Consider the following 23,528-nt stretch of genomic DNA (forward strand, 5'->3'; position numbering starts at 1 on the left):
CTCTAGGGTCCGGCTGCGCGAAGGGAGATCGCGCCTACCGTGAAGGGCTGGACATGCAGACATTCGACGTGGCGATCATTGGCGGCGGCATCGCCGGCCTGTCGCTCGCCTATTTTCTCAGCCCCCATCGCTCGATCGTCGTGCTGGAACGGGAAACGGCGCTCGGCTACCACAGCACCGGCCGCTCCGCCGCCGAATTCGTGCTGCGCTACAATGCGCCAGAGGTCTGCCGGCTCGCAGCCGTCGCCAAGGATTTCTTCGACAGCCCGCCCGGCGGATTTTCGGATATCCCGCTTCTGAAGCAGCGCGGCGGCGTGATGATCGCCAGCACGGAAAAGGCTGCGCGGCTGGACGCGGTGTTCCGGTCAGAACTTGCTTTCACGCCGGAACTTGAACCGCTCGACGAGGAAGAATTGCTGGCCCGCGTGCCGATCCTGAAACCGGGCTATGCCGCCGCCGCCTTTTACGATCCCAACTTCTGGGACATCGAGGTCGAAAGCCTGTTGCAGGGTTACGTGAAGGGAGCGCGTCGCAACGGTGCGGAGATCCGCGAGCGCCATGGGGTCCTGTCCGCAACCCATGACGGCGAGGCCTGGACCATCGAAACATCCGCCGGAACGGTTCGCGCCAAAACAGTGGTCAACGCCTCCGGCGGCTGGGCCGATCCAACCGCAGTTCTCTTCGGTGTTAAGCCGCTCGGTATCGTTCCACATCGCCGCACGGCTATCACCGTTGATTTGCCCGAAGGAATCGACGTATCGGCGATGCCGGAGATCAATGAGATCGACGAGGATTTCTACATGAAGCCCGATGCCGGGCGGCTCTTGGCCTGCCCGGCCGACGCAACCCCTTGCGAACCGGGCGACGTGCAGCCGGAGGAGCTCGATATCGCCTGGGCAGCGCACTACGTCGAGGAGGCGACCACTGTTCCCGTCCGCCGCGTCGCCAAAAGCTGGGCCGGCATGCGCAGCTTTTCACCAGACAGGCTGCCAGTGATCGGTGCAGCACCCGACCATCCGGATGTCTTCTGGCTGGCGGGCCAGGGCGGTTACGGCATCCTGACCTCGCCGTCACTTGGCGCGTTGGCGGCAAGCCTTTTGACAAACGCTCCTCAGCCGGAGGGCTTCGAGGCCCAGGCGCTCGATCCGCAAAAGTTCAGCCCCTTGCGCTTCCAGGCCTAAAGCGAAAAACGACCGTATCGACCGTTGCTGTAGACGAGCGAGTGGCCGTCGCCGGCAACGATGGAAACCACGCGGCCGAGAATGATCGCATGGCTGTGCCGCTCGATCACTTCATCCACTTCGCAATCGATACCGGCCAGCGCCCCGCGCAGCACCGAAGCGCCGCTCGCCAGCGTGAACCATTCGGCGCCGTCATAACGCTCGACGCCCTTCAATCCGCCCTTTCCGGCAAACCGGTCGGCGACATCCTGCTGGTCGGCGCTGAGGATATTGACGCAGAAATGCCCGTAGCGGCTGATCACCGGCCAGCTGGACGAACTGCGATTGATATTGACGATCATCGTCGGCGGATCGACGGAGAGCGCGGTGGCCGAGGTCACCGTCGCGCCGGTGCGCTCGTCGCCGACACCGGCGGTAATGACCGACACGCCGCCCGACATCCGCCGCATGGCCGATTTCAAGGCGTCCTCGTCGGCCACATGCGGAAAGGAATGCTCCCGTTGCGGGGCAAGCCGGTCGATCGAATTTCTCAAAGCGACATTCATGCGGGTCCACTCTTTTGCCGTGTCATTCATGGTGCCGGATTTACGCATGGAAGACATACCTGTCTCAAGCAAAGAACACCCGCCAGCACGGGCGAAGCTGGATCGATTTTTCAATCATCATAAAATTTATAGATTATATTATTTTCCTTAAAACGGCGGGGTTTGCGACAGTTAAACGCTACCGAACGGCGGCGGATCGCAATAAGTCATAATTTTCGTGGACTATTGACAGCCTCATCAATTGTGTCAGGATTGTGTTAACGACCGTTAATAAATCCAAGGGAACAGCGGAGAACTGAATGTTTTATCACGGTGGAATGACCCTCGGTTACCTGACGCCTCCGGCGAAGAAGGAAAAAGCCATCCGAGTTGAAATGCCCGTGAAACAGGCCCGCGAGGAACAGACCGAAACCGAACAGGAACGCAATCAGGAACTGAGCCGCGCCTTCCTGACCCCTTGGCATCTGTTTTATTAGGTCCTGATCGTAACGGGTCTACCCGGCATCCGGCGATGGCGTTGCAGACCGGCCGTTGCTGGCGATGCTGGAATACATGCCCGTCGTGCGGAACTCCGTCGGGCTGGCGCCGAAATAGCGGCGAAACACCTTGGCGAAATAGTTCGGATCCTCGAAGCCGGACATGATCGCCACTTCCTTTACCGACAGATGCGCCGCCTTGGTGAGCAACTTGGTCGCTCTTTGCAGCCTCTTGCGCAGCACGAATTCGGCTGGCGGCATGCCTTCGCTGGCCGCAAAGACCCGCGAAAAATGCGCCCGGCTGAGACCGGAAACCTCGGCAAGCGCCTCGACCGAAAGCGAATGCTCCAGATTGGCGGCGATATGATCGATGACGTGCTGCATCGTCCGGTATTCCTGGCTAAGCACAGGATGCGAGCCGAAAACATCGTCGTAGAGCACCATGGCCGACTCGTACGCGATGGCAGAGGCGCTGCCCGGCGCATCGGCACCGCCTGAAATAAGCCGCAGACTGCAATCGGCGAGACGCTCTATGGTCTCCGGCTTGAGGGTGAGGATCGGCCCGGTCGTTGCGAGAATGGCCTTGTGGATGCGCAGCGCCTCCTCGCCGTTCATCGATATCCAGAAAAACTCCCAGCGGCCGTTCTGCTCCAGCCAGTAGCGATGATTGTGCGGCACCAGCACCAGCAGCGTCTCGCCCTCGCGAACCCGGTAGGTGCGGTTTTCGTAACGGAGGTTGCCGGCACCCGCGATCGTGTGCTGCAGCACCGTGAACGGCGTCTGACCGCGCTTGCGGCCGTCCCAGTCGTAACTCATATCCGTGCGGATTTCGTAGCCCGTGCTGGTCGGCATGGTGTGCAGGCTGTGACGCCCACGCGGCAGTGAAACTGTCCGCATGACAGGCCCATTCTCGATCAGTCGTTTCAGCATAGAATTACCCATGAAAGCACAATACCTCTCTGGCGGTGCCAAACATTATACGCATAATGCCCCTCGACAAAGCAAGATGACCGGGTTGGAGCGGCATCGGCAGGGAGGACTGGGAGGTTAAAAGCGCCAAGGCGCTTCATTTCCCGCGCATTGATTTTACCCTGTCCGTTTTTCCCGGCACAATGATCAGCGACGAGGACAGCATGAGTAGCTTCAAGATAGCCATTATCGGCGCCGGCAGTGTCGGCTTCACCAAGAAACTCTTCACCGACATTCTCAGCGTGCCGGAGTTCCGTAACGTCGAGTTCGCGATCACCGATCTGAGCGAGCACAATCTCGGCATGATCAAGTCGATCCTCGACAAGATCGTCGAATCCAACAACCTTCCCGCCAGGGTGACGGCATCGACCGACCGCCGCGAAGCGATCGCCGGTGCGCGCTACATCATCTCCTGCGTGCGCGTCGGCGGCCTCGCGGCCTATGCCGACGACATCCGCATCCCCTTGAAATATGGCGTCGACCAGTGCGTCGGCGATACGATCTGCGCCGGCGGCATTCTCTATGGCCAGCGCAATATCCCGGTCATCCTCGATTTCTGCAAGGATATCCGCGAACTGGCCGAGCCCGGCGCGAAATTCCTGAATTACGCGAACCCGATGGCAATGAACACGTGGGCCGCGATCGAATATGGCAAGGTCGATACGATCGGCCTTTGCCACGGCGTCCAGCACGGCGCCGAACAGATCGCCGAAATCCTCGGCGCCAAGGATGGCGAACTGGATTACGTCTGCTCCGGCATCAATCACCAGACCTGGTTTACCGATGTCCGCGTCAAGGGCCGCAGAATAGGCAAGGACGAACTGGTCGCAGCCTTCGAGGCGCACCCTGTCTTCTCGCAGCAGGAAAAGCTGCGCATCGACGTCCTGAAGCGCTTCGGTGTCTATTCCACCGAGAGCAACGGCCACCTGTCGGAATACCTGCCGTGGTACCGCAAGCGGCCGGAGGAAATTACCCGCTGGATCGATATGTCCGACTGGATCCATGGCGAGACCGGCGGTTACCTGCGCTATTCGACCGAGACCCGCAACTGGTTCGAAACCGAGTTCCCGCAGTTCCTCAAGGACGCCGAAAAGCCGATCGATCCGGCCCGCCGCTCCAACGAGCATGCCAGCCATATCCTGGAAGCGCTGGAAACCGGACGGGTCTATCGCGGCCACTTCAACGTCAAGAACAATGGCGTCATCACCAATCTTCCATCGGACGCGATCATAGAATCGCCCGGCTTCGTCGATCGCTTCGGCATCAACATGGTCGCCGGCATCACGCTGCCGGAAGCCTGCGCCGCCACCTGCATCTCCTCGATCAACGTCCAGCGCATGTCGGTTCACGCAGCAATTTCGGGCGATATCGATCTCCTGAAGCTCGCCGTCCTGCACGATCCGCTGGTCGGCGCCATCTGCACGCCGGAGGAGGTCTGGCAGATGGTCGACGAGATGGTCGTCGCCCAGGCCGAGTGGCTGCCGCAATACGCCCATGCCATTCCCGCCGCCAAGGAACGTTTGAGCAAGGGCACCGTCAAGACCCGCGACTGGAAGGGCGTTGCCCGCCGCGAGGTTCGCTCGATCGACGAACTGCGCGCCGAGAAGGAAGCGACGAAACTGAAGGCAGCCAGCTAGACGCCTGGTCTGCGGACTATGCGAGGCCTGTTTTCCGGAGGAGGAGGCAGGTCTGGGAGTGGGCGATCCGTCGCCCGCTCTGTTCCGGCAGACGGCATGATGCCGTCCCGCCGGGTGCTTTTAGGAGGAGAGCCGCCCATACCGGGCCGGCCTGAAGCATGAGGGAGAACCAACGACAATGAACAGCTTTTTCCACCCCAAGAAAACCGCCGCCCTGCTTTTGGGCGTTTCGGCGTTCGCGGTAACGGCCTGGGCCTCCGAGCCCACAGTCGTGCCGGAGGCGCAGCCATTTCCGGGCCAGGGCAAGATCACCTATGTGCCGCGCAATTCGATCGAGGAATTCAAGGCGCTGCCCCAGTATAGCGAACCGGAATGGGTCACGAAGAATTTCGTGGACACCGGCAAGCTGCCGCCTCTCGCCGAGCGTCTTCCGAAGGAGCCCCTGGTCTTCAAAACCGGAAATATGCCCGACGGCATCGGTGTCTATGGCGATACGCTGCGCCATGTCATCGGCGGACGGCCGGAAGGCTGGAATTATTCCGCCGGCCAGACGCAAGGCTGGGGCGGCATCGATATCGCGATGTCCGAATGCCTGACGCGGACCGCACCGCTCTATCAGGTGGAAGCGACCGACGTCGAGCCGCTGCCCAACCTTGCCAAGAGCTGGGACTGGTCGGCAGATGGCCACAAGCTCACCATGCATTTGGTCGAAGGCGCAAAGTGGTCGGACGGGGTCGACTTCACCTCCGATGACCTGATGTTCTACTGGAACGACAATGTCGTCGATCCCAATGTGTCGCCGCTCAACGGCGCGACGCCGGAAACCTTCGGTGAAGGCACGACGCTGAAGGCCATCGACAAGTACACGGTCGAATGGACCTTCAAGGAAGCATTTCCCCGCCAGTACCTGTTCGCCATGTCCTATGGGACATTCTGCCCCGGCCCCGCGCATATCCTGAAGACCAAGCATCCGAAATACAACAAGGACTTCACCTACGACCAGTACAAGAACGGCTTCCCTGCCGAGTACATGAACATTCCGGTGATGGGTGCTTGGACGCCGGTTTCCTACCGGCCGGACGACATCATCGTACTGCGTCGCAATCCCTACTACTGGAAGGTCGACGAGAACGGTCAGCAGCTGCCCTATCTCAACGAGATGCACTACAAGCTCTCGACATGGGCAGACCGCGATGTTCAGGCGATCGCCGGTTCGGGTGACTTTTCCAACCTCGAGCAACCGGAAAACTTCGTTGAATCGCTGAAGCGCGCAGCACAGGAAACGGCACCGGCCCGGCTCGCCTTTGGCGCCCGCCTGATCGGTTACAATCTGCGCATGAACCTTTCCGCCAACGGTTGGGGCGAACCTGACCAGCGCGGCCAGGCGGTCCGGGAATTGAACCGCAACGCAGACTTCCGCAAGGCCGTCACAATGGCGCTCGATCGCAAGAAAATCGGCGAATCGCTGGTCAAGGGTCCGTTCACGACAATCTATCCGGGCGGTCTATCCTCCGGCACGAGCTTCTACGACCGTCAGTCGACGGTCTATTATCCCTTCGATCTCGAAGGCGCAAAGGCGCTTCTCGAAAAGGTCGGCCTGAAGGACACGGACGGCAACGGTTTCGTGAACTTCCCAGCAGGAACGGAAGGCGGTCAGGATGTTCAGATCGTGCTGCTGGGCACCTCCGACTACAACACCGACAAGAACCTCGCCGAAGGCGTGATCGGCCAGATGGAACAGCTCGGCCTGAAGGTAACGCTCAACACGCTCGACGGCGTCAAGAAGGATAATGCGCATTATGCCGGCAAGTTCGACTGGACGATCCGCCGCAACGATCCGGAGCTGACATCCGTGGTGCAGAACACCACCCAGCTTGCTCCGACAGGCCCCCGCACCAGCTGGCATCATCGTGCCGGCACGGACGGCACGGTCGATCTTCTGCCCTATGAGAAAGACCTTGTGGGCATCGTCAACAAGTTCATCGCCACGAACGACAATGGCGAGCGCTCGGAGCTGATGAAGCAGTACCAGAAGATCGCAACGGAGAATGTCGATACGGTCGGCCTCACCGAATATCCGGGCGCGCTGATCATCAACAAGCGCTTCTCGAACGTTCCGGTCGGCGCACCGATCTTCATGTTCAACTGGGCGGAAGACACGGTGATCCGCGAGCGGATGTTCGTCGCAGCAGACAAGCAGGGGGACTACGAACTCTTCCCGCAGCAACTGCCGGGCAAGCCGGGCGAAAACGGCCCGATCAACTGATCCTTCGTTGAGCCTGCTCCGGCCGCTCGCGGCCGGAGGAGATCCCTGACCACACAAGAGAACCTAACAGCCATGTTCCGATTTCTGCTTGTGCGTATCGCATCCGCAATCCCCGTGCTCTTCGTGCTGAGCGTCGTCACCTTCGCGATCATCCAGGCGCCACCGGGCGACTACAGCGACTATATCCGCTCGCAAATGATCAACCAGGGCGGCGCATCCTTCGAGGAAGCCGACGCCCAGGCACAGGCCTACAAGGTCGCCAACGGTCTCGATAAGCCCTTGGTCGTCCAGTACGTCAACTGGATCACCGGCATCGTCACGCGCGGCGATTTCGGCCACAGCCTGTTCTACAACAAGCCCGTTTCCGAAGTCGTCGGCGAGCGCCTGCCGCGCACGCTGGCCCTGGCGCTGGTCTGCCATATCCTCGCGTCCATCATCGGCATCACCTTCGGCATTCTCGCCGCCACAAGGCAGTATTCCTGGGTGGACAGCCTGCTATCCGGCATTTCCTTCCTCGGCATGACGGTGCCGCGCTTCCTGATGGCGCTGATCATCGTCTATATCCTGGTGTTCCATTTCAACGTCACCGAGATAAACAGCTTCCACTCTGCCAAATACGGCGGCGCGCCCTGGTCCTGGGACAAGTTCGTCGATCTTTTGAAACATGTCTGGCCGGTCATCGCCATCGCCACCTTCGGCGGGCTGGCCTACAACATGCGGGTCATGCGCGGCAATCTGCTCGATACGCTGAACGCGCAATATGTCGAAACCGCGCGGGCCAAGGGCCTGAGCGAAAGCGCGGTCATCCTGCGCCATGCGGTGCCGAACGCCCTGCATCCGCTGATCATGTATCAGGGCGTCGTCCTGCCCTACATGCTGACCGGCGAGATCGAGACCGCGATCATCTTCGCCCTGCCGACCGTCGGGCCTGCCATCGTCGGCTCCATGTGGGTGGGTGACGTCTATGTCACCGCCACCTTCATGCTCGTCCTGTCGGCAACGCTGATCGTCGGCAACATCATCGCCGACATGCTTCTGGCGATGCTCGACCCCCGCGTCCGTCTTGGCGGAGGAGCTCACGCATGAAAGCCGACGTACAAACAGCCGTCATCGTACCGGTACCGCCGGCAAGCCACGGCAACGAGACTTATCTGGCGCTCGTCTGGCGCCGCCTGAAACATTCCTGGACCGGCATGGCGGGTCTCATCCTCGTCTGCCTACTGATGCTCATGACGATCTTTGCGGAGTTCTTTTCCCCCGTCGATCCGAAGCTGACCGGCGTCGGCTTCGCCCCGCCGCAGACGATCAGCATCACCGACCAGGAGGGCAGCCTCGTCTGGCCGCGCACCTACCAGGTCGGCGAGGGCACCGAACTCGACCCGATCACCTTCCAGCCGATCGTCGGCCCGGATTACGCTAATCCGCTCGACCTCGGCTTCTTCGTCAAGGGCTTCAAGTACCGGCTTTTCGGCCTGATCCCGACCGACCGCCATTTCTTCGGCGCCACCAACGGCACGCCGGTCAACTTCCTCGGCACCGACAAGTTCGGCCGCGATGTGCTGTCGCGCATCTTCTACGGCTCGCGCGTCTCGCTGATGATCGCGCTGACGGTGGTGTTCATCATCACCGTCGTCGGCACCACGGTCGGCATGGTGTCCGGCTATTTCGGCGGCCGCTTCGACGCCTGGATGCAGCGCTTCGTCGAACTGGTTCTCGCCTTCCCGCAACTGCCGCTCTATCTGGCGCTGACATCGCTGATCCCGGTAACGGCGCCGACCAACGTCTTTCTCGCCTTCGTCATCTTCGTGATGTCGGCGCTCGGCTGGGCGCAGATGTCGCGCGAAGTGCGCGGCAAGACGCTGGCGCTCGCCCGCATCGACTATGTCCGCGCGGCGATGGCGATCGGCGCCACCGACCGGCGCATCATCTTCCAGCATATCTTTCCCAACGTCATGAGCCATGTCATCGTCGCCGTGACGCTGGCGATCCCGAATGTCGTGCTGCTCGAATCCTTCCTCGGCTTCCTCGGTTTCGCGGTGAAGCCGCCGCTGATGTCCTGGGGATTGATGCTGCAGGATACCTCGACCTATTCCGTCATCGGGTCCTATCCGTGGATCCTTTCCCCCGTGGCCTTCGTGCTGATCACCGTCTTTGCGTTCAATGCGCTCGGCGATGGCCTGCGCGACGCCGTCGACCCATACTGAGGAGACGACCATGGCACTCGTGGACATCAGCACACTCGCTCCCGAACAACGGCACGACCATGCAGCCGCCGTCGGCTCACCGATCATCGACGCCCGCCATGTGGCGGTGAAATTCAAGGTCGAGAGCGGAACGGTCGATGCCGTCAAGGACGTCTCCTTCCAGCTCTATCGCGGCGAGACCATCGCGGTGGTGGGCGAATCCGGCTCAGGAAAGTCGGTCACGGCCCGCACCGTCATGGGCCTGCTCACCAAGCGCGCCACCGTCTCGGACCGTTCCAGCATCGCCTATGACGGCAAGAACGTCCTGAAGTTCTCCGACCGGCAGCGCCGGGCGCTGCGCGGCAACCGCATCTCGATGATCTTCCAGGAACCGATGAGTTCGCTCAACCCGGTCTATACGATCGGCGCCCAGATCATCGAGGCGATCCGAGTCCACCAGAAGATGAGCCGCAGCCAAGCGATGGAGCGGACGCTCGAGCTTCTGCGCCAGGTGCAGATCCCCGATCCGGAAGCCCGCATCAACCAGTATCCGCACCAGCTGTCCGGCGGCCAGCGGCAGCGCATCATGATTGCAATGGCGCTCGCCAACAGCCCGGACGTACTGATCGCCGACGAGCCGACGACGGCGCTCGACGTCACCGTGCAGGCACAGATCCTCAACCTCATCCGCGACCTGCAGAAGACGCTCGGCATGGCGGTGATCCTCATCACCCACGACCTTACCGTCGTGCGCCAGTTTTCCGACTATGTCTACGTCATGCAGAACGGCGAGGTGAAGGAACACAACACCACCACGACGCTGTTCCAGAACCCGCAGCACCCCTATACGCGCCACCTGCTCAATTCCGAGCCGAAGGGAATGGCCAACCCGATGCCGGTCGATTCCGCGTCCATCCTCGAAGGTCGCAACGTCCGCGTTTCCTTCATGCTCAAGGCGGGCGGCTTCTTCAAGCCGCAGCTGAAGGAGCTGGTCGCGGTCGACAGCCTCTCGATCAAGCTCCACCGTCACGAGACACTGGGTCTCGTCGGCGAATCCGGCTCGGGCAAGACCACCTTCGGCCAGGCGCTCGTCAAGCTGCTGCGGGCGGACGGCGGCGAAATCCTGTTCGACGGCCAGTCGATCGAAAACAAGACCCGTGACGAGATGCGGCCCCTGCGCTCGCGTATGCAGGTCGTTTTCCAGGACCCCTTCTCCTCGCTCAACCCGCGCATGTCGGTCGGCCAGATCATCGAGGAAGGGCTTGTTGTCAACAAGCTCGGCGCGACGCGCAACGAGCGGCTGGAGCGGGTGCGCGAAGCGCTGAACAGCGCCGGCCTGCCCAACAACATCCTGTCGCGCTTCCCGCACGAGTTTTCCGGCGGCCAGCGCCAGCGCATCGCCATTGCCCGCGCCGTGGCCCTCGAGCCCGAATTCATCCTGCTCGACGAGCCGACCTCTGCGCTCGATCTGTCGGTGCAGGCGCAAATCATCGAACTGCTGCGCAAGCTGCAGGACGAGAAAGGACTGAGCTACCTCTTCATCTCCCACGATCTGAAAGTCGTGCGCGCGCTCTGCCACCGGGTGGTGGTGATGCAGCACGGCAAGATCGTTGAAGAGGGCCCGGTCGAAGACGTTCTTACCCATCCCAAGACCGCCTACACCGAGCGGCTCGTCAGAGCCGCGTTCGAAGTAGCCGCGTAACCGTAGAAAGAGGCATATTTCATGACCAGACAACCCAAGATCACCTTCATCGGCGCCGGCTCGACCGTCTTCATGAAGAATATCATCGGCGACGTTCTGCAGCGCCCGGCGCTGTCGGGCGCCAAGATCGCGCTGATGGACATCAACCCGCAGCGGCTGGAGGAAAGCGAAGTCGTCGTCAGCAAGCTGATCTCGACGCTTGGCGCCAAGGCCACCATCGAGCTGCATTCCAACCAGAAAAAGGCACTCGAAGGTGCCAATTTTGTCGTCGTCGCCTTCCAGATCGGCGGCTACGAGCCCTGCACGGTCACCGATTTCGAAGTGCCGAAGAAATACGGCCTGCGGCAGACCATCGCCGATACGCTCGGCGTTGGCGGCATCATGCGCGGCCTGCGCACCGTGCCGCATCTCTGGTCGATCTGCGAGGACATGATGCAGGTCTGCCCGGAGGCGATCCTGCTGCAATACGTCAACCCGATGGCGATCAATACCTGGGCGATCGCCGAGAAATATCCTGACATCAAGCAGGTCGGCCTCTGCCACTCGGTTCAGGGCACGGCGATGGAGCTGGCCGAAGATCTGGAGATTCCGTACGAGGAAATCCGTTATCGCTCCGCCGGTATCAACCACATGGCCTTCTTCCTCAAGTTCGAGCATCGCCAGCCGGACGGTTCCTACCGCGATCTTTATCCGGATCTCCTGCGCGGCTACCGTGAAGGACGCGCGCCCAAGCCCACCTGGAACCCGCGCTGCCCCAACAAGGTGCGCTACGAAATGCTGACCCGTCTCGGCTATTTCGTCACCGAAAGCTCGGAGCACTTCGCCGAATACACGCCCTATTTCATCAAGGACGGCCGGCCCGACCTGATCGAGAAATTCGGCATTCCGCTGGATGAATATCCCAAGCGCTGCATCGAACAGGTCGAGAAATGGAAGGGTCAGGCCGCAGCCTATCGCTCGGCCGATAAGATCGAAGTCGCACAGTCGAAGGAATATGCCTCCTCGATCATGAACTCGGTCTGGACCGGCGAGCCCTCGGTCATCTACGGCAACCTGCGCAACAATGGCTGCATCACCTCGCTGCCGGACAATTGCGCCGCCGAAGTGCCCTGCCTGGTCGATGAAAACGGCATCCAGCCGACCTTCATCGGCGCCCTGCCGCCACAGCTGACCGCGCTGATCCGCACCAATATCAACGTGCAGGAACTGACGGTCGCGGCGATGATGACGCAGAACCGCGAGCATCTCTACCATGCCGCAATGATGGACCCGCATACGGCCGCAGAACTCGATCTCGACCAGATCTGGTCGCTCACCGACGACCTGCTCGCCGCCCACGGTACCTGGATCCCGGAATGGGCCCGCGTGTCCAAGAAAGTTCAGGCCGCGTAACGTCCCTCCCCGTTACGTGACAAGGAAACCCCGGAACCACAATTCCGGGGTTTTCCTTTTGGGCCGAGTGTGATCGAAAGGAACGGCGCACCGCCGATTTATGCGAGGAGACAGACATGCCCGCCAGTTCCGCCACGACCACGCTCGCCCGCCAGCTGTCGGAGGCCGACAATACGGGCATTCGCCTGGCCTCGGCCAGCCTTGCAGAACCGGGAATCCCGGCGGAAGCGTTCGCGGTCCAGAAAGAAACCCTTGCCTTGAACGGCTGGCTGACAGCCGGCTACAAGGTGGCGATCCGCCCGGACGGCAGCTCCGTTTCAGCGCCGATGGCCCATATCACCCATGCCAGCGAATCCGGCACCGCCGGCTTCCAGCGCCCCGCCGTCGATGCGCTGGAGGTGGAAATCTGCTTCGTGCTCGGCAAGGACCTGCCCGCCCCCGGCAGCACGCCCTACACCCGCGAAACGCTGCTCGACCATGTCGCCGCCATCTCGTCCGGCGTCGAATTCCTGGGTCATCGCCTGGACGATGGCAGCAAGTCACCGGCCTTGCTGTTCCTCGCCGACCGGCTCGGCAATGCCGGCTACATATTGGGCGAAGAACTGCCGGCCACGATGATCGAGCCCGGCCAGGCCTATCCGCTGACCGTCACCATCAACGGCGACACCGTCTTTGCCGGCCCGGGAAAGCACCCCAACGACGACCCCGTCGCCGCCTTCCTGCTCTTTGCCAACACCCTGACCGAGCCCGTCGCCCAAGGCCGTATCATCACCACCGGCAGCCTCTGCGGCGCCATCCCGATGCCCGCCCGCGCGGCCATCGCCATCAGCGGGTTCACGACGTTGACGGTTACGGCGGCATCGACGCGCGAGGTTTGACGGGCATTTACCCGGCGTGATCGTTTTTCAACCGCGCCGGGCCGCTTCGATCACGCCGACGTCGATCTTCTTCATGGTCATCATCGCGTCAAAGGCACGCTTTGCTTCGGCACCACCGGCCGCCATCGCCTCCATCAGGACGCGCGGCGTTATCTGCCACGATATGCCCCACTTGTCCTTGCACCAGCCGCACTCACTTTCCTGGCCGCCATTGCCGACAATGGCGTTCCAGTATCGATCGGTTTCCTCCTGATCGTCGGTTGCGATCTGAAATGAGAAAGCTTCGTTGTGCTTGAAGGCGGGGCCGCCGTTCAGGCCGATGCAGGAAACACCCGCAACCGTGAACTCGACAACCAGCACATCTCCCTGCTGACCGTCCGGATAGTCGCCAGGCGCAAGAAGAATGTCGCCCACGGCACTGTCGGGAAATGTCTCGGCGTAGAAGCGGGCGGCGGCCTCAGCGTCCTTGTCGTACCAAAGGCAGATCGTGTTCTTTGCCATTGCACTGTCCTTTCGCTCTTCATTTTTTCGTCTCTCCTTTGAAATAGGAGTCGAACCGAACTTCTCCAGCCCGGGTGCGCCATTTCACGCGGGCCAGATAGCCAGGCGCCGCCCAACAGCCGATGCACTGGACTGCAAGGGTACCATCGCAAGCCCACTTATGGGGAGGTAGAGAAGGGGCTTTGCGGCAAGCACAGGAGAAACCATTCCCCGCCTCAAAAAAATCATCCCCGCTCATCCCCGCCTAGAAAACGCGGCGCATACTGCTTCTGTTTCCACCGCCGGAGTGTTTCGCGAGACGGTCGCGGGCAGGTGGGAGCCGGCGCCCTGCGCGTTTGGCCGTAACGTGCGGCCGATGTCAGGGTGATGCGTGCCGGGTGGTTCGTGAATGAACCTCCTCAGATGTCTCCCCCGGGCTGCCAGGTCCGGTTTGGTCGAGCCATGCAAGCAGGAGAATTCTCTTCTGTGCAGCGAGACAGTGCATGCATTTCAAGGGGCCGGAAGCCCCGAAAAACGCCGAAGGCCACGCAAATGCGGAGCCACTTATTATAAACTAACCGAGGTTCCGCATTTGCGTGCGCCCTCCAACTGATGATTTCAACCGTGCCGGGGTTCTCCTGTGCGGGCGCGACCGCGTGTTCTTTGATATTTTGGTGACGAACCAATCAGCGGCTTGTGACGACGCCCCTCCAAGGGGCCAGTTCTATTTGCCCGCAAGGCCTTTGCCTGGCTCCATCCTTCAGAGAATCTAAAGCCCGTTGTTTGACCCCAGCGCTTCCCCCACCTCCGTCTTCCTCGCCCTTGTGGCGGGGATCCAGCCACCGCGCGTCCGCGCGGTGAGAAAACTGGCCAACCCCAAAGAAAGGCCCCCCTAGCGCCGCAGACGCGGCGCGCTGGATCCCGGAACAAGTCCGGAATGACGGGGAAACTGGGAGCGTCATCCCAAACAAAAACGTCCGCCCCCGTGCCTACCGCAACCACACCGCATAATCCGGCACCAGCAGATGCAGCGGCGCCTCGTCCTCCTCGATGCCGGAAAACCGCGTCACCGCCGGGTCTTCGAAGATATTGTCGGTATTGTCGTCATTGACGGTCGAGACCTCGGCGACGAAGACATCGGCACCCTCGCCCCAGAAGGCATGCCAGTCGCCCGGCATCAGCGTCACGCTTTCTCCGGGCGAAAGCTTGAGCTTGTGGCCGGGTGCGAAATCACGCTGGATACCGTCGGTCGCCACCCGTGTCCCCTTGCCCCGATCGCATCGCCCATCGGTATCGCCGAACAACTCGACCACCAGCGTGCCGCCGCCGCGATTGATGATGTCCTCGGCCTTCAGCAGATGCCGGTGCATCGGCGTCACCTGGTCCTTGCGCGCGATCATCGCCTTTTCCGCATAGAGCATGCCCCGGCCACGCTGCAGATCGGCAAAACGACCGTTGCGGACGGTGAAGAGAAACAGCCCGGTCTTGTCGAAATCGCCAAGGCCGAAATCGGTGATATCCCAGCCGAGCGCAGCTCCGGTGATCCCGTCGATCTCGCCCTTGTGCGCCCGCATCTCGTCCGGTGACCAGCGCGAAAACGGCGGCAGGATGAAGCCGAACGAGCGCATGAAGGCCTCACTCTCCCGCATGATGGCATTGATGGCGCTGCGTTTCATCGGAATGGTCATGCTCTCCCCCTCAGCGAACGCCGATGCCGGCCGTCAGGCCGCCGTCGATCCGGTGATCCGACCCCGTGATGAAGGCCGCCCTGTCGGAGGCAAGGAAGGCCGCAAGCGCTGCCACCTCCTCCGGCTCGCCGATCCGCCCCAGCGGATGCGCCGCGCCGAACCGTTCGAAAACCGATTCGATATCGGCATCGTCGCCCTCGAATTCCCGCGCAGCAAGCGCCAGGATCGGCGTCCGCACCGAGCCGGGGCTGATCGACACGACGCGGATACGGTCGGGCGCGAAGTCGAGCGCCATCGCCCGCGTCAGCGCATGGATCGCCCCCTTGGAGGCGACATAGGCCGAGACGCCGCTTTGGCAGGCATGCCCCTGCACGCTGGAGAGATTGACGATGACACCGCCGCCGCGCTTGCGCATTTCCGGCACGCCGAATTCCGCCGTCAGGTGGATCGACCCGACATTGACGGCCATGCAGCGCATGAAGGTCTCGAACGGCGTCGTCTCCGCCGTGCCATAGGGATGGACGGCAGCGGAATTGACGATGATGTCGATACCGCCCAGGTGTGCGACAGCCGCCGTCATGGCAAAGTGAACGTCGTCGGGTACCGACACGTCGGCATGAAAGACGGAGAGAAACAGGTTCTCTGCCGCTGCCATTTCCTCCAGCTCGGCATTCGCCGCCAGATCGATCCCGATCGACGCCACGGCCGCACCTTCCCGCGCCAGATGCAATGCCACCGCCCGGCCGATCCCCGTCGTTCCGGTCACCACCGCGGCCTTTCCAGCAAACTCATTCATGAATTGTCTCCCTCCCCGCCGTTCTTTTTTGTCGCTGCCTCGATGCTGCCTGGCGTACCGGCAGCCGGAATGAACTCCAGCCCGGCATCCAGATGCCGGTTCATGTGATAGGCAAACGCAATCCGGTCCCGTTCGCGCAGCGCCTGAATGATATCGGCATGTTCGGCGGCAACGGTCTCAAGCACGGGGCGCTGGGACTTGCCCGCCAGCATCAGCCGCCGGATCACCGGTTTCAGCATGCCGTAGGTTTCCGACAGCGTCCGGTTTCCCGCCGCGTCCACCATCAGCTTGTGGAATTGATAGTCGAGGTCCGACGCCTCCTCGGGCGTGATGGATTCGCGAATGCGCCGGTTGAGCGCTTCCATCTCCTCAAGGGTCTCGGGGCTTATCCGGCCGGCGAGCAGATCGAACAGGTTCATCTCGGTCAGCCGCCGGTAGCCCTGGATATCGCGAAATGCGTCGACGGAAATGTCCATGGCGAAGGAAAAGAGGTCGCGCATGGCCAATTGATGCTGATCGGTCAGCACCGCGCCGACCTTCTGGCGCGATTCGGCCACGCCATAGGCCTTCAGCGTCCGGAAAGCCTCGCGCACCGTGTTGCGGCTGGCGTCGAACATGACTGCGAGTTCGCCTTCGCTCGGCAGCACGTCGCCGACAGTCAGCCCGCGTTCGCGGATAAGGCCGCGAATATGCTGGACCATGCCATCAACGGCGGAAGCCCGCGCACCGTCCTCCATGCCATTCCTCATTGTCAGCTCCACCGTCCGATCGACACTATATGTCCGACATAATATCGCAATCAACTCTCATATCTTGCATTTTCAGCGTTCATCCTTTTAATTGTCCAACATTATAACGGGAGGCACTGACATGCTCGAAAGCTGGCGCTGGTTCGGACCGCAGGATCCGGTCACCCTGTCGGATGCGCGCCAGGCCGGCGCCCATGGCGTCGTCACGGCCCTCCACCACATCTATGACGGCCGCATCTGGACGCCGGACGACATTGCCGAGCGCATGGCCCTGATCAGGAAGGCCGGCATGACATGGGCCGTCTGCGAATCCATTCCTGTCAACTCGGCGATCAAGCGTCGCGACGGCGAATGGCGTCGCTATCTCGATGCCTGGAAACAATGCCTTGCCAACCTGGGCAAGGCCGGCGTTCCCGTCGTCTGCTACAATTTCATGCCGGTGGTCGATTGGACACGCACCAATTTGATGTATCCCACCGAGGCTGGCGGCTATGCGCTGCGCTTCGACATGATCGACTTCGTCGCCTACGACGTCTTCGTCCTGAAGCGGCGCGCAGCCGAAGAGAGTTACGACGCGTCGGTGGTCGAGGCAGCGCGGAAGCGGCTGGCGACAAAAAGCGAAGACGAGATCCTGACGCTCGAGAAGAACATCATCGCCGGTCTTCCCGGCGGCGAAGACAGCCACACGCGCGAAACCATCCGCGGCCACATCGCCGCCTTCGACGGCACCTCGTCGGACGACATGCGCGCCAGCCTGATCGAGTTCCTGAAGGAAGTCGTGCCGGTCGCGGCGGAAAACGGCGTACGGCTCGCCATCCATCCCGACGACCCGCCTTTTTCGCTGTTCGGCCTGCCACGCGTCGTCTCGACGGCCGACGACGTGCAAACGATCCTCAGCGCCATCGATGCGCCGGAAAACGGCATAACACTCTGCGCCGGATCCTATGGCTCGCGCTCCGGCAACGACGTGGTCGAGATGGCCGGGCGCTTCGCCGACCGCATCCACTTCGCCCATCTGCGCAACGTCGCCAGGGAACCGGACGGTTCATTCATCGAATCCGAACATCTGGCCGGCGACGTCAACATGGTGTCGCTGATCTCGGTGCTGCGCGCCGAGGAGCGCCGGCGTAAGAGGGATGGCCGCGGCGACTGTATCATCCCGATGCGACCGGATCACGGACACCTCTTGATCGACGACCAGAAGAAGAAGGTCAATCCCGGCTATTCCTGCATCGGCCGCCTCAAGGGCCTCGCCGAGCTGCGCGGCGTCATCGCTGCCGTCGATCAGCTGACCTAATCAAACATAGGCTACCAGCATGAAGGCCGTGGCGAGGGCGAGGATCAGGCACGGTACCGTCCACATGATCGTCACATAGGCCTGCTCCTGCACATAGGGGCCGAACAGCCGGCCGACGACGTTGAAGCGGGCAAACAGGATATTGACGAACAGCGCAGAGGCAAGCGTCAGATAATTGAGCGCGAACAGCCGGTTGACCGTATTGTCGCCGCTCGAGAGCACGGCATAGCTGCTATAGACGGTGAAGTTCAGCGCGATGACCGCAAACAGCCCGCCGATGATGATGTTGACCATCTCGTAGGTATCGACCTGGAAGACGCCATCCTCCATGCGGTTCAGCCAGATCGCCAGGAGCGGAATGAGCAGCGAGGCAAACAACGGAATGAAGATGGACGCAACCACGACGCCGGGCTGGCGGGCAATGTCGAGCGAGGCGGAGACCCGCGCATGCGTGCCGTTGTACCAGCCGGGTTGCGGCGCATTCTTCAGATCGACAAGACCGACGCTCCAGCCGGGAAGGATGGCATTTGCGGAAGGACGGCTGAAGTCGATATCCGACTGGTCGAACCGCAGCGCCACCTCGGCGATCGTCAGCCCGCTGACGGCCATGTCGACGACAAGGTTCTGCCGGTCGAAGGGAAACCGCGCCACATCGACACCGACGCTGAAATCGGCTGTGACGCGTCGCAGCAGTTCGACGCGTCCGGTCGGATAGATGCGCAACCCATAATCCGACAGCGCCGTCTCGTCGTTCTGGTTCGAAAGAACAACCGGCGGCACCCAGATCTCGCGCATCCGCGCTGCCGCCGCGCTGTCTCGCAGCGTCTCGGGTGGCGCTCCCATGTCGGGGCCTGGCCTTGCCAGACGCGAATCCGTCCAGCGCAGGCGCACATCGACGGTCGCGCGGAAGGTGCCGGCATTTTCGTCGAAACTTTCGAGCGTCAGGAAGGAGGCGGCGGCCTGGACGATCACCGGCAGGCCATTGCCCCGGGGCAGGTCAGTCGCGGCGAAAGCAGGATTGGCAAGCGCCGCCAGAATGACGGTTGCCAGCAGGCGGAGCGCAGCGCGAATACCCGTTGGAATGGCTCTCATGGTGCCTTGTCCGCCTCGCTGCGACGGGACCGGATCTTGTCATAAAGCGCCACGAAGGGCTGCATTTCGCGCGGAAAGGTTTCGGAGCCGACGATCGGCGCCAAAGGTTCGCCGGCACTGACTGTATCGAAGCGCTGCCCCAGAACCTGCAGCGGCCGCAGCACGAAGCCGCGCAGCACGATCAGCACGAAACCGGACAGAAAGACGATGGCGATCAGCGTGATCACCGCCTGCCAGATCAGCGATCGATTGACGGCAGCGCGCGAGGCACTGAAATCCGATGTGGCGGCGATGACGCCGAGCGGCGTTCCGGAGCTGCTGTTGACCGGCAGCAGCAGAACGCCGCGCACCAGCCCCTGCGCATCGCGGACATAGCGCACCGGCTCATTGACCACGGCGACATCTTCCGCGCCGGCAAGCTCGGCCATCAACTGGGCATTGGTGGATTCGAAGCGAATGTAGCGGCCGACCCTGTTCTGCTCGCCCATACGCTCCGGATCGACGCCCTGGGCATATTGCTTGAGCGATGCCTCCTCGATGAACAAGGCCAGATCGATGCCGTAGGCGGTCTTCAGGCCCGCCAGCAGCGGCCCGTAATCGATACCGATCTCGACGCTGCCCAGATGCTTTCCGCCCTGATCGAAGACCGGAGCAACACCGAAGATCGCCGGGCCGCTGCGCGCCACCGCCGCCCCTTTCAGCGGCACGCGGTCGCGATTGACCGCGACGACCATCGGCCGGAAGGCGGAAAGATCGTCGCCGAAGGTCTTCGGATCATGTAGCCTCAGAAAAGACGTCGCCGGCGGTATATGGAATTGCGCCTGATCGACGCCATGCCGGGCCTTTTGGTTGGCGAACATCCTGGCGAGTTCCGCTTCAAGCCCCGTCCGGTCCCCGGCCGCCAGAAGCTTCTGCACCGACGGCAGATCGGCCAGCAGTTCGGCGCGGGCGAGCGCCTTGTTTTCCGCGTCCCGTATCGCCGTCTCGACGATCGCGCCCATCAGACGGAACTGATCCGCCTCGACCGCATCGGTCATACCGGAAAACAGCCGGCTCGAAATGAAAGCGGAACCAGCAATGATGATGACGATCGCGAGAATGATTGCGATGGGTGCATTGCGCCGGAATTTCATCGACAACCTGTAAATTGGGAAAACCACTGAAATGTTCTACAATGCTTGATTTCCAGTCGACAGAGGCAGGACAGGGAATATTTTTGGGGCAATCATCACGCCGCCAAGGGCCGTGCGCGGGACGCGCGTGTCCACCAGCGGAACCTGCTCTTGATCGCACAAAACTAGGAGAACAGTCCCGCACGCCGGGCAAGAACCCGCTCGATCGCCGACAATCCGTCATAGATCAGCACGGCCAGCGCCCCGACGATCAGACCGCCCTGCAGCACGAAGGCGATGTTGTTGGATTGCAGGCCGGCGATAATGACTTCGCCCAGCGTCTTTGCAGCGACCGTCGAGCCGATCGTCGCGGTCGCAAGACTGATGACCACCGACAGCCGGATGCCGGCAAGGATCACCGGCATGGCCAGCGGCAATTCTACCTTGAAGAGACGCTGGCGCTCCGTCATGCCGGAACCGCGCGCCGCCTCCATCACGGAGACAGGCAAGGTCGTCAGGCCGGTCAACGTATTTTCGAAGATCGGCAGCAACCCATAGAGAAACAACGCGACCAGCGTCGGCTTCTCGCCGAAGCCGAGCGCGGGCACTGCGAGCGCCAGCACCGCCACGGGCGGAAACGTCTGGCCGACATTGACGAGACTGCGCGACAGCGGCAGGAATTCCGCACCAAAGGGCCGTGTGACCAGAATGGCCAGCGTTACGGCGACGACAATGGCGCCCGCGGTGGCAATGGCAACGATGCGCAGATGCAAAAGCGTCAGCGTCAGCAGGCTGCCCTGATTGTAGATCGCCGGCGCATTGTCCTGCACCAGAGGTTTCAAAAGCGGAGAAAACCAGCCGGGCGAAACCAGAAAGGCAATGAGGACCGCCAGCAGCACCGCCCGCAGGATAGGGGGGACCCACGCCCTCATTGCGGCTTTGCCGCCCGTCGGGTCAGCCCCTCCAGCGTCACCCTGCCAAGGATCCTGCCATCGGCGGCGGCCACCGGCAGCGCATGGCGTCCGGTCCAGAGCATTTCGGACAGCGCATCCCGCTGGCTTGTTGCCTCCGGCAGGGGCTTGCCGTCTGCCGTGCCCGGCTCGACCGCTTCTCCGGCCGTCTCGATCGACAGCAGCCGGAATGGCCTCTCGCTGGCCCCGATGAGCGTCTCAACGAACTCCGTCGCCGGATTTTTGACCAGCTCGGCAGGCGCGCCGTACTGAACAAGTTCACCCTTGTCCATGACCGCGATCTTGTCGGCGAGATGAAACGCCTCGTCCATATCGTGCGTCACCAACACGATCGTCGTTTTCAAGAGCCTCTGGATGTCGAGAAGATCGGCCTGCGCCTTGGCGCGGATGATCGGATCGAGCGCGCCGAACGGCTCGTCCATCAACAGCACGTTCGGCTCCGCCGCCAGCGCCCGCGCAACCCCGACACGCTGCTGCTGGCCGCCGGAAAGCTCGTGTGGAAAGCGTGCGGCAAACAGGGTGGGATCGAGCTGGAACAGCGCCAGAAGCTCCGCCACCTTGGCATCGATCCGCGCCCTGTCCCAGCCGAGCAGCACCGGCACCGTGGCGATGTTCTGCGCGACGGTGCGATGCGGGAAAAGACCATGGCCCTGGATGGCATAGCCGATGCGACGGCGCAGTTCGTAGCCAGGCATGGTGTGATTGTCCTCGCCGTCGAGGCGGATCGTCCCCGAGGTCGGCTCGACCAGCCGGTTGATCATCCGCAGAAGCGTCGTCTTGCCGGACCCCGACGTTCCGACGATGACCGTCACCGTGCGCGGCTCGATCGTCATCGTCACGTTGTTGACGACCGTATTGTCGTCATAGCGCTTGGTGATCCCGTCGATTTCGATCATGCGGTCCTGCCTCGTTCTCGCCGGGGTACGTTCATTTCAATCAGGGAGTCGAGTACGATGGCTGCGGCAAAGGCCAGCACCACCGTCGGCACAGCACCGAGAAGCACCAGATCCATCGCCGTCTGGCCGATGCCCTGGAAGACGAAGACGCCGAAACCGCCGCCGCCGATCAGCGCCGCGATCGTCGCAAGGCCGATGTTCTGGACGAGCACGATGCGGATGCCGGTCAAAATGACCGGCATGGCAAGCGGCAGCTCGATGCCGAAAAGCCTCTGCCGATCCGTCATGCCGATGCCGCGCGCCGCCTCATTCGCCTCGCGCGGCACGCCTGCGAGCCCCACCACGGTATTCGCCACCACCGGCAGCAGCGAGTAGAGAAACAGCGCCACGAAGGCGGGCGCGGCGCCGATGCCGCGAATGCCGATGGCGGCCGCCCCCGGCACGTTGACGGCTATCCAGCCGAGCGGCGCAATGAGAATGCCGAACAAGGCAATGGATGGAATCGTCTGGATCAGATTCAGCGTGTTCAACACGCCGTCGCGCAAGGGCTCGACGCGGTGGCAGAGAATGCCGAGCGGCAGGCCGACGATGACGGATGCGGCCAATGACCCGAGCGCCAGCGTCACGTGCCTGCCCGCCTCGAGCCAGAACACGTCGGCGCGACCGGCATATTCCTTGAGGATCGACAGGCCATCCCAAAGCCCCGACATCAGGATTACCGCCGCGCCGCCAAGCGTCACCAGCAGCAGCAGGACGCGGACGACCGGTCGCGGTTTCAGCCGCGTGATCGAATCGGCCGCCAGCAGCGCAAAGGCAAACAGCAATATCCAGAAACCGGACGCCGGCGAGACGCGGGCATAGGCGTTCTCCGGCGGCGCCAGATGGGTCGCGGCCATGCCGATGAAAAGAGCGATGGCAACCAGAGAGGCCGCAGCGGCGGCAAGCCGGAGGAAAGTCGGTGTTTTCAGGAGAATGACGACCGTAGCGGCAACCATCACCCCCAGCAAAGCCGCGCCCGCGCCTGCGGGCAGGGCCTCGAGGATCGTTTTCGCGTCACCCGGAACGATCCGATTGGCGCGAAAGGTCGCAAACGGCGCGGCAAGCGCGCCATAGGCAACCAGAAGAGCGATCACCACGCCCAGCTTATCGAAGCGAATGCTCAAGCCGCCATCCCCGTCGTCGCGCTTGGGCCGGCTTCCTTTCGGCGGAGCCGGCCGT

At 62.2% G+C, this 23,528-nt stretch carries 21 protein-coding genes; 10 read left to right on the forward strand and 11 right to left on the reverse strand.

The window, feature by feature from the left end; genetic code table 11:
• The first annotated feature begins 53 nt into the window (after positions 1 to 53).
• Positions 54 to 1,181 carry an NAD(P)/FAD-dependent oxidoreductase gene (locus tag J2Z75_RS10635; protein WP_209851668.1) on the forward strand — a complete coding sequence of 376 codons (1,128 nt, stop codon included), beginning with the start codon at positions 54 to 56 and terminating at the stop codon, positions 1,179 to 1,181.
• Here J2Z75_RS10635 and J2Z75_RS10640 read toward each other — a convergent pair.
• Entirely contained in the window at positions 1,178 to 1,726 is a 549-nt protein-coding gene (locus tag J2Z75_RS10640) for a flavin reductase family protein (RefSeq protein ID WP_209852219.1), read from the reverse strand. The genes J2Z75_RS10635 and J2Z75_RS10640 overlap by 4 nt on opposite strands.
• 299 nt (positions 1,727 to 2,025) lie before the next feature.
• Between J2Z75_RS10640 and J2Z75_RS10645 the strand changes: the two genes are divergently transcribed.
• Positions 2,026 to 2,202: a hypothetical protein gene (locus J2Z75_RS10645; protein ID WP_209851671.1), complete on the forward strand. Its 177-nt coding sequence runs from the start codon at positions 2,026 to 2,028 to the stop codon at positions 2,200 to 2,202.
• Positions 2,203 to 2,220: 18 nt separating this feature from the next.
• Here J2Z75_RS10645 and J2Z75_RS10650 read toward each other — a convergent pair whose 3' ends face one another.
• Positions 2,221 to 3,144 (reverse strand): AraC family transcriptional regulator, encoded by a 924-nt coding sequence (locus J2Z75_RS10650; RefSeq protein WP_209851674.1) that lies wholly within the window; start codon positions 3,142 to 3,144, stop codon positions 2,221 to 2,223.
• Positions 3,145 to 3,335: 191 nt separating this feature from the next.
• Here J2Z75_RS10650 and melA (J2Z75_RS10655) point away from each other — a divergent pair, with 191 nt between their 5' ends.
• The 7 genes from melA (J2Z75_RS10655) to J2Z75_RS10685 all read left to right on the forward strand — a co-directional run bounded on the left by melA (J2Z75_RS10655) (position 3,336) and on the right by J2Z75_RS10685 (position 13,229).
• Positions 3,336 to 4,808 carry an alpha-glucosidase/alpha-galactosidase gene (gene melA / locus J2Z75_RS10655; protein ID WP_209851678.1) on the forward strand — a complete coding sequence of 491 codons (1,473 nt, stop codon included), beginning with the start codon at positions 3,336 to 3,338 and terminating at the stop codon, positions 4,806 to 4,808.
• A 178-nt stretch (positions 4,809 to 4,986) separates the two neighbouring features.
• Positions 4,987 to 7,074: an ABC transporter substrate-binding protein gene (locus J2Z75_RS10660; RefSeq protein ID WP_209851681.1), complete on the forward strand. Its 2,088-nt coding sequence runs from the start codon at positions 4,987 to 4,989 to the stop codon at positions 7,072 to 7,074.
• 72 nt (positions 7,075 to 7,146) lie between these two features.
• A complete protein-coding gene (locus J2Z75_RS10665) occupies positions 7,147 to 8,160 on the forward strand; it encodes an ABC transporter permease (protein WP_209851684.1) in 1,014 nt (337 codons plus the stop codon).
• Complete coding sequence (locus J2Z75_RS10670; protein ID WP_209851687.1) at positions 8,157 to 9,278, forward strand: ABC transporter permease; 1,122 nt, start codon at positions 8,157 to 8,159, stop codon at positions 9,276 to 9,278. Before J2Z75_RS10665 ends, J2Z75_RS10670 begins: the two co-directional genes overlap by 4 nt.
• A 10-nt stretch (positions 9,279 to 9,288) precedes the next feature.
• Entirely contained in the window at positions 9,289 to 10,959 is a 1,671-nt protein-coding gene (locus J2Z75_RS10675; protein ID WP_209851690.1) for an ABC transporter ATP-binding protein, read from the forward strand.
• Between the two features lie 21 nt (positions 10,960 to 10,980).
• Entirely contained in the window at positions 10,981 to 12,351 is a 1,371-nt protein-coding gene (gene melA, locus J2Z75_RS10680) for an alpha-glucosidase/alpha-galactosidase (protein WP_209851693.1), read from the forward strand.
• 116 nt (positions 12,352 to 12,467) lie between these two features.
• The gene (locus J2Z75_RS10685) at positions 12,468 to 13,229 is read left to right on the forward strand and encodes a hypothetical protein (RefSeq protein ID WP_209851696.1); all 762 of its coding nucleotides are present in this window, start codon (positions 12,468 to 12,470) and stop codon (positions 13,227 to 13,229) included.
• A 27-nt stretch (positions 13,230 to 13,256) separates the two neighbouring features.
• Here the strand turns inward: J2Z75_RS10685 and J2Z75_RS10690 are convergent, their stop codons facing one another.
• The 4 genes from J2Z75_RS10690 to J2Z75_RS10705 form a co-directional block, all read right to left on the reverse strand.
• Complete coding sequence (locus tag J2Z75_RS10690) at positions 13,257 to 13,730, reverse strand: VOC family protein (protein WP_209851699.1); 474 nt, start codon at positions 13,728 to 13,730, stop codon at positions 13,257 to 13,259.
• A gap of 968 nt (positions 13,731 to 14,698) precedes the next feature.
• Positions 14,699 to 15,385, reverse strand: coding sequence for a D-lyxose/D-mannose family sugar isomerase (locus J2Z75_RS10695; protein WP_209852222.1), 687 nt, complete (start codon positions 15,383 to 15,385; stop codon positions 14,699 to 14,701).
• 22 nt (positions 15,386 to 15,407) lie between these two features.
• Positions 15,408 to 16,193 (reverse strand): SDR family NAD(P)-dependent oxidoreductase, encoded by a 786-nt coding sequence (locus J2Z75_RS10700; RefSeq protein WP_209851702.1) that lies wholly within the window; start codon positions 16,191 to 16,193, stop codon positions 15,408 to 15,410.
• Positions 16,190 to 16,942, reverse strand: coding sequence for a FadR/GntR family transcriptional regulator (locus J2Z75_RS10705; protein ID WP_234937274.1), 753 nt, complete (start codon positions 16,940 to 16,942; stop codon positions 16,190 to 16,192). The genes J2Z75_RS10700 and J2Z75_RS10705 overlap by 4 nt, the downstream gene beginning before the upstream one ends.
• A 121-nt stretch (positions 16,943 to 17,063) precedes the next feature.
• On the opposite strand from J2Z75_RS10705, the gene uxuA reads away from it, so the two are divergent.
• Entirely contained in the window at positions 17,064 to 18,239 is a 1,176-nt protein-coding gene (gene uxuA, locus J2Z75_RS10710; protein ID WP_209851705.1) for a mannonate dehydratase, read from the forward strand.
• Here uxuA and J2Z75_RS10715 read toward each other — a convergent pair whose 3' ends face one another.
• The 5 genes from J2Z75_RS10715 to J2Z75_RS10735 all read right to left on the reverse strand — a co-directional run bounded on the left by J2Z75_RS10715 (position 18,240) and on the right by J2Z75_RS10735 (position 23,473).
• A complete protein-coding gene (locus J2Z75_RS10715) occupies positions 18,240 to 19,331 on the reverse strand; it encodes a ligand-gated ion channel (RefSeq protein WP_209851708.1) in 1,092 nt (363 codons plus the stop codon).
• On the reverse strand, positions 19,328 to 20,491 hold the full coding sequence (locus J2Z75_RS10720; protein WP_209851711.1) for a cache domain-containing protein: 1,164 nt from the start codon (positions 20,489 to 20,491) through the stop codon (positions 19,328 to 19,330). Before J2Z75_RS10720 ends, J2Z75_RS10715 begins: the two co-directional genes overlap by 4 nt.
• Positions 20,492 to 20,628: 137 nt before the next feature.
• Positions 20,629 to 21,375: an ABC transporter permease gene (locus tag J2Z75_RS10725; protein WP_209851714.1), complete on the reverse strand. Its 747-nt coding sequence runs from the start codon at positions 21,373 to 21,375 to the stop codon at positions 20,629 to 20,631.
• Positions 21,372 to 22,310: an ABC transporter ATP-binding protein gene (locus tag J2Z75_RS10730; RefSeq protein WP_209851717.1), complete on the reverse strand. Its 939-nt coding sequence runs from the start codon at positions 22,308 to 22,310 to the stop codon at positions 21,372 to 21,374. Before J2Z75_RS10730 ends, J2Z75_RS10725 begins: the two co-directional genes overlap by 4 nt.
• A complete protein-coding gene (locus J2Z75_RS10735; RefSeq protein ID WP_209851720.1) occupies positions 22,307 to 23,473 on the reverse strand; it encodes an ABC transporter permease in 1,167 nt (388 codons plus the stop codon). Before J2Z75_RS10735 ends, J2Z75_RS10730 begins: the two co-directional genes overlap by 4 nt.
• Positions 23,474 to 23,528 lie beyond the last annotated feature (55 nt).

Origin of the sequence: Rhizobium herbae (assembly GCF_017873135.1) — a bacterium.
Lineage (GTDB): Bacteria > Pseudomonadota > Alphaproteobacteria > Rhizobiales > Rhizobiaceae > Pararhizobium > Pararhizobium herbae.